General features: G+C 38.4%; 6 protein-coding genes. 5 read left to right on the forward strand and 1 reads right to left on the reverse strand.

The window, feature by feature from the left end; all coding sequences use genetic code 11:
* Positions 1–156 precede the first annotated feature (156 nt).
* From rpsF to rplI, 3 genes are read left to right on the forward strand one after another with little or no spacing between them, the layout of a single operon-like run.
* The gene (rpsF, locus tag P8I29_04225) at positions 157–510 is read left to right on the forward strand and encodes a 30S ribosomal protein S6 (GenBank protein ID MDG1917007.1); all 354 of its coding nucleotides are present in this window, start codon (positions 157–159) and stop codon (positions 508–510) included.
* Between the two features lie 2 nt (positions 511–512).
* Complete coding sequence (rpsR, locus tag P8I29_04230) at positions 513–776, forward strand: 30S ribosomal protein S18 (protein ID MDG1917008.1); 264 nt, start codon at positions 513–515, stop codon at positions 774–776.
* 9 nt (positions 777–785) lie between these two features.
* Entirely contained in the window at positions 786–1,229 is a 444-nt protein-coding gene (rplI, locus tag P8I29_04235; protein MDG1917009.1) for a 50S ribosomal protein L9, read from the forward strand.
* A 50-nt stretch (positions 1,230–1,279) separates the two neighbouring features.
* Here the strand turns inward: rplI and P8I29_04240 are convergent, their stop codons facing one another.
* Positions 1,280–2,509, reverse strand: a complete 1,230-nt coding sequence (locus P8I29_04240) for an ABC transporter permease (protein MDG1917010.1) — start codon at positions 2,507–2,509, stop codon at positions 1,280–1,282.
* 98 nt (positions 2,510–2,607) lie between these two features.
* Here P8I29_04240 and P8I29_04245 point away from each other — a divergent pair, with 98 nt between their 5' ends.
* Complete coding sequence (locus tag P8I29_04245) at positions 2,608–4,875, forward strand: aconitate hydratase (protein ID MDG1917011.1); 2,268 nt, start codon at positions 2,608–2,610, stop codon at positions 4,873–4,875.
* A gap of 251 nt (positions 4,876–5,126) precedes the next feature.
* On the forward strand, positions 5,127–6,643 hold a 1,517-nt coding region (locus P8I29_04250), incomplete at its 3' end, for a hypothetical protein (GenBank protein MDG1917012.1).

The raw sequence follows: 6,643 nt of genomic DNA on the forward strand, positions 1-6,643 counted from the left end.
ATGGTAATAAAAATATACTGCTAATATACGTTATTTTTACAGTCTCAAATGAAGTATTTTTACTATCGAAAACAATCCTTTGTTTATGTGAAAAATTATTCTAAATTTGCAACCCTTTTTTAAAGTAAGAAAGGGATTAAACTAAAACATTAACATATGAACCATTACGAGACCGTTTTCATTTTGAATCCCGTTTTGTCTGAAGAACAGATGAAGGAGACGGTTCAAAAGTTTATCAAACTTTTGAAAGAAAGTAAGGCAAAGATTGTTGCCGAGGAGCATTGGGGGCTTAAAAAGATGGCCTACAGTATCCAGAAAAAAAGAACAGGTTTTTATTACCTTATTGAATTCACTTCTGATGACAATGAGATTAATAACAAACTCGAACTTGCTTATAAGCGTGACGAACGTTTGATGCGTTGGATAACAGTAAAGCTTGATAAGCATGCTGTTGTTTATGCTGAGAGCAGAAGAAAAAGACTGAATTCTAACAAAAAACAGGAGGCATAATCATGGCAGACGATATTAGATACCTATCCCCAGTTGATGTAAACAACAGAAACACCAAAAAATACTGCCGATTCAAAAAGGCTGGTATTAAATACATTGACTACAAAGACCCTGACTTCCTTATGCGATTTGTCAATGAGCAAGGAAAAATTCTTCCTAGAAGAATCACAGGAACGTCATTGAAGTACCAAAGAAAAGTTTCACAAGCAATTAAAAGATGCCGTCACTTGGCTCTTATGCCATACGTTGGCGATATGCTAAAATAATTTACAATTATGGAATTGATATTATTACAAGACGTAGAAAAATTGGGCTTTAAAGATGAAATCGTAAACGTGAAAAACGGTTACGGTCGAAACTACTTAATTCCTGGTGGTCATGCAGTATTAGCTACTGAGTCAGCGAGAAAAGTTTTAGCAGAAAACTTGCGTCAGAGAGCTAAGAAAGAAAATAAAGTTATTGAAGATGCTAACAAATTAGCTGAAAGCATTAATGGTTTGACAGTAAAAATTACTGCCAAAACTATTGAAGGTGGAAAGCAATTGTTTGGTTCTATTACTTCTAATCACCTAGCCGATGAGCTAGAGAAATTAGGGCATACGGTAGACCGTAAATTTGTTAAGCTGAACAACATCAAAACAATAGGCTCTTACGATGCTGAAGTGCGTTTGCACAGAGAAGTAAAAGCTTCTATTGTTGTTGAGGTCGTTGCTCAATAATTTTCAAAATTAGATATTTAAAAGCTCTCGAGAAATCGAGAGCTTTTTTTTTACTCGTACCTTAAGGCCTCTATGGGGTCTAGCTTAGCGGCTTTGGCGGCAGGGAAGAAGCCAGATATTAACCCTACTACTATACATAGGGCTACTCCAGAAAGAATCCATACCCAAGGCGTAATAAAGCTACTGCCAATTACTATTGATGTAATATTCCCTATTAGAATACCCAGTACGATGCCTATTATTCCGCCAAGTTGACAAATTACGATGGCTTCTATCAGAAATTGCCAACGTATAATTTTAGAGGTTGCGCCCAATGCTTTTCGAGTGCCTATTTCTTTGGTGCGTTCAGTTACCGATACCAGCATTATATTCATTAGTCCAATAGCCGAGCCAAACAAAGTAATGATGCCAATAACTAGAGCGGCGATAGTTACATATTTGATGTTTTCAAACATGATTTGAGTAAGATTGTCACTTCTTATGATGTCGAAGTTATCTTCTTCTATGGGTTTTAGTTTCCTAACAACACGCATTTTTGCTATGGCCTGACCTATAGTAGAGTTTAGCATTTCTGATTTTTCGGAAAGAACACTTATGGTAAATGACTGACCAGGATATCCAAAATACTGACGGGCATTTGTGAGGGGTATCAAACAACTTTTGTCGCCACCAAAACTCATGCTAGATCCTTTTGCTGCCAATACTCCGATAACTCTATATTTATTACCTCCTATGCTAATCAATTTACCTAAAGGGGAGCTGTTGTCGAATATGTTATTTTTAACCTCTTCGCCAATAAGTGCAAGGTGTTTGCCTTCTTTCACTTCAGAAGCTGTAAAGTTTCTTCCTTCGGATAGTTTATAGCCTGCGGTTAAGATGTAGTTTTCGTCTGTACCGGTAACATTAATGTTAGGGTCGCTCTTTTTAGATTTATAAGTAATGGAAGCTGTTGAACTTGCCCAAGAAGATATGGAGGTGATTACGGGGAATTCATTTTTAAACCTCATTGCTTCAGCATAGCTAATAGAAGCATAGCGTTTGGGCTTAACGCCGCTCTTGCCAATTCTGACGTTGGAGCTCTTATTTCTAATATTAAAGGTGTTAGCACCCATACTAGTGAAGTTTTCGCTAATGGAAGACTTTATAGATTCTATGGCGGTTTGAATTCCGACTAATGCGGCAATTCCGATGGCTATAATGAAGATGGTCAGTACCGTTCTAAGTAGGTTAGTACGAATGGATTGTAGGGCAATCTTAATATTTTCAATCATTAACTTCATTGAGTGCTAATGTACGATTTTGTCTTGTTAAGATGAATAAAAAAATTACTTTTGCAAAAGCTAAATATTAAGGACTATTAACGATAAAAATAAGATTTATGGCATTTGACATTGATATGATAAAAGCAGTATATGCGAAATTTCCAGAACGCATAGCACAAGCAAGAAATGTAGTTGGTAAACCCTTAACATTAGCTGAAAAAATATTATACACTCACCTTTGGGACGCTCAAAACAACACCGCTTTCAAAAGAGGAGCAGACTATGTCGATTTTGGTCCAGACAGAGTAGCGATGCAGGATGCTACCGCTCAGATGGCTTTGCTACAATTTATGCAAGCAGGAAAGGACAAGGTTGCTGTGCCTTCAACTGCCCATGCCGATCACCTTATCCAAGCTAAGATTGGTGCTGATAAAGATTTGCAAGAAAGTTTAAATACCAACAACGAAGTGTTTAACTTTTTAAGTTCGGTATGTAATAAATACGGTATTGGTTTCTGGAAGCCAGGAGCGGGGATTATACACCAAGTGGTTTTAGAAAATTATGCTTTTCCAGGCGGAATGATGATAGGTACAGACTCGCATACCGTTAATGCTGGTGGTTTGGGTATGGTAGCTATTGGTGTTGGTGGTGCCGATGCGGTAGATGTTATGGCAGGTATGCCATGGGAATTGAAGTTCCCTAAGCTGATAGGCGTTAAGCTAACAGGAAAATTAAGCGGTTGGGTATCAGCTAAAGATGTTATTTTGAAAGTAGCAGGAATACTTACCGTAAAAGGTGGCACAGGATGTATCGTTGAATACTTTGGAGAGGGTGCACAATCTTTATCGTGTACAGGAAAAGGAACGATCTGTAATATGGGTGCTGAGATAGGTGCTACGACTTCTACTTTCGGATACGATGAGAGTATGGAAAGGTATTTAAGAGCTACCGACAGAAACGATGTAGCCGATGCAGCAAATACGGTCAAAGAACATTTGACAGGTGACGCTGAAGTATATGCTAATCCAGAGCAGTACTTCGACCAAGTTATAGAGATAAACCTTTCAGAGCTTACCCCGCATTTGAACGGTCCTTTTACCCCAGATTTAGCCACGCCAGTAGCTGAGATGAAAGACAAAGCAAGAGCCAACGATTGGCCTTTAGATATTGAATGGGCTTTGATAGGCTCGTGTACTAACTCCTCTTATGAAGATTTGACAAGAGCTGCATCTATTGTAGAAGATGCGGTAGCTAAAGGACTGAAGCCCAAGGCGACTCTAGGTATAAACCCCGGTTCTGAGCAAGTACGTTATACTGCCGAAAGAGATGGCTTAATTGATAGCTTCAATAAATTTGAATCGACACGTATCTTTACTAATGCCTGTGGCCCTTGTATAGGTCAATGGGATAGAGAAGGTGCTGACAAACAAGAGAAGAACTCCATTGTTCACTCTTTCAATAGAAACTTTGCTAAACGTGCCGATGGCAATCCCAATACCCATGCTTTTGTAGCATCGCCAGAAATGGTAGCGGCGGTAGCTATTTCGGGAAGATTAGACTTTAACCCCATAACTGATAGCTTAGTTAACGAAAACGGTGAAAGTGTTCACTTGGCAGAACCTAGTGGTTTTGAATTACCAGCTAAAGGATTTGCTGTTGAAGATAACGGTTATCAAGCTCCAGCGCAGGATGGTAGTGGTATAGAAGTAGTTGTAAAAGACGATTCTAATAGATTGCAGTTGCTTACACCGTTCACTCCTTGGGATGGTGGCAATATCACTAATGCTAAACTATTGATTAAAGCAGAAGGCAAATGTACCACAGACCACATCTCTATGGCAGGGCCGTGGTTGAGGTTCAGAGGGCACTTAGACAACATTTCTAACAATTGCCTAATAGGTGCCGTTAATGCTTTTGGTGGAGCTACTAATAGCGTTACTAATCAATTAGATGGTAGTAAAGACGAAGTGCCAAATGTGGCAAGAGCCTACAAAGCAGCAGGTGTAGATACTTTAGTAGTTGGTGACCACAATTATGGAGAAGGATCTTCTAGAGAGCATGCCGCTATGGAGCCTCGTCATTTGGGCGTAAGAGCCGTTATTGTAAAATCCTTTGCTAGAATACACGAAACAAACTTGAAAAAGCAAGGTATGTTAGGATTGACTTTTGATAATGAAAGCGATTACGATTTGATTAGAGAAGACGATACCTTTAGCTTTGTAGATTTAGCGGAGTTCGCACCAAATAAAACACTGAATCTTGAAGTGGTTCACGCTAATGGTTCTTCTGATAATATAGTCTTAAATCATACTTACAATGCCCAACAAATCGATTGGTTCAAGGCGGGTTCGGCATTAAATTTAATTCGTGAGCAAAACGCATAAGTTTATACTGTTTAATTTAATTAACGCACCTATTTTAATGGGTGCTTTTTTTTTGGACGAGTATCAGAAAACGAGTGTTTGGCCTACAAATTACATCTTAAATCACTCATTTTAAGATTTGTTTGTCGGCTAAAAACATCTGTTTATACCAACAAAACACGCTGTTGTCTGTGGTATCCCGTATTTCGTCGAAATACGGGGGGGGGGTAAATTTTTTGTAAATTAATAAGGAATTTTAAACCCTATGTATTATGAAAAAACTTTTATTCTTTTTTGTTGGTTTGCTATGTGCTTTACCAGCAATTTCTCAAGTGAGTATAGGCTCGGCTAACACTGATGTCTCTTTGCCTGTTAATCCTTACTATGGATTTACCTTCTCGCAAAGTATTTATTTGGCTAACGAAATCAATACCTCTGGAGATATCGATTCTATAAGCTATTATCTTAAGCCTGGATCGAGTCTTTCTAATTCTAATAATTGGGTGGTTTTTATTGGGCATACTACGCTCTCTCAATTTGCTTCTACATTTATTGATGTGATTAATTCGGATACGGTATTTGAGGGTACGATTAGTGTTACTAACGATACCATTTACATCGCTTTTGATGCACCCTTTTCGTATAATGGCACAGACAATATAGTTATCACGGTATTGGAAAATTTTGGCGGTTATGATGGTTTTAACGACAAGTTTAAAGGTACTTCAAACACTAGTCCAATGTCTCGAAGAGCACAAAATGACGGTTCAGCTTTTGATCCTTATACCTATTCTGGATATTCTTCAAATATCAACACTTTTCCGGATATTACTTTTCATGGTATTGTGCAATCTTGCCCTATCCCCACTAATGCATCTGTTGATAGCTTAACGGATATTTCTGTCGGTATTGGTTGGACAGGTAACAATCCTAATTTTGAAGTGGATATAGCTCAAGATGCTACTGCCCTAGGTAGTGGTACTGTTTTTGTCACCAGTTTAGATTCTTTATTTACCGATACGCTTACCTCAGTAACTGATTACCGTGTATATGTCAGAGAAATCTGTGGTGTAGGCGATACCAGTGGTTGGCTTGGACCCATTACTTTCTCAACTGTATGTCCTAGTGCCCTTACACCCGATTATTTGGAAGAATTTGATGCTTGTCCCACAGATTGTTGGAGTCCCTTTAAAGGTCTTATTTCAGATTCTACCACTGTAGAAAGCACAACTGGTTATTGGTATCAAGATGGTTTTGGTAATGTAGGGTCATCAGGTGCAGCAAGGCTTAATCTATATTCTAATGTAAGGGATTGGCTAATATCTCCATCTATTGATTTGGGTGATGGTTCAACAGCATATCAGTTGTCTTTTGATGTTGCTTTGACATCATATTATGGTACTGACCCTACAGCTTTTGGTGCAGATGATTCTGTTTTTGTGGTTATCTCTACTGATAATGGAACAACTTGGAGTGATGATAATGTGCTTCACAAATGGCATGCTGGAACTGCCTTATCCAATTTGGGCGAGTTTATGGCTTTTGATCTAAGCGCATATACGGGTTTGGTGAAATTCGGTTTTTATGGCTATTCTCCAATAGCTAATAATGATATTAACATCTATGTAGATAACTTTTTGATTGATCCAAAACCACCTTGCCCGCTACCTTTGGGTTTATCCGTTTCTTCTTTGATAGATAGTAGTGCCGTATTGAGTTGGACTTCTTCAGATACTTCCTTTGCAGTAGAATACGGTTTGTTTGGTTTTTCTCAAGACCCATTAGAACA

Source organism: Flavobacteriales bacterium (assembly GCA_029248105.1).
In the GTDB taxonomy this organism is placed as follows: Bacteria; Bacteroidota; Bacteroidia; order Flavobacteriales; family UBA7312; genus UBA8444.

Excerpts from the sequence above, each read along its gene's own strand:
- rplI (MDG1917009.1), top strand. The coding sequence starts at position 786 with ATGGAATTGATATTATTACAAGACGTAGAAAAATTGGGCTTTAAAGAT.
- P8I29_04245 (MDG1917011.1), top strand. The coding sequence starts at position 2,608 with ATGGCATTTGACATTGATATGATAAAAGCAGTATATGCGAAATTTCCA.
- rpsR (MDG1917008.1), top strand. The coding sequence starts at position 513 with ATGGCAGACGATATTAGATACCTATCCCCAGTTGATGTAAACAACAGA.
- rpsF (MDG1917007.1), top strand. The coding sequence starts at position 157 with ATGAACCATTACGAGACCGTTTTCATTTTGAATCCCGTTTTGTCTGAA.
- P8I29_04240 (MDG1917010.1), bottom strand. The coding sequence starts at position 2,509 with ATGAAGTTAATGATTGAAAATATTAAGATTGCCCTACAATCCATTCGT.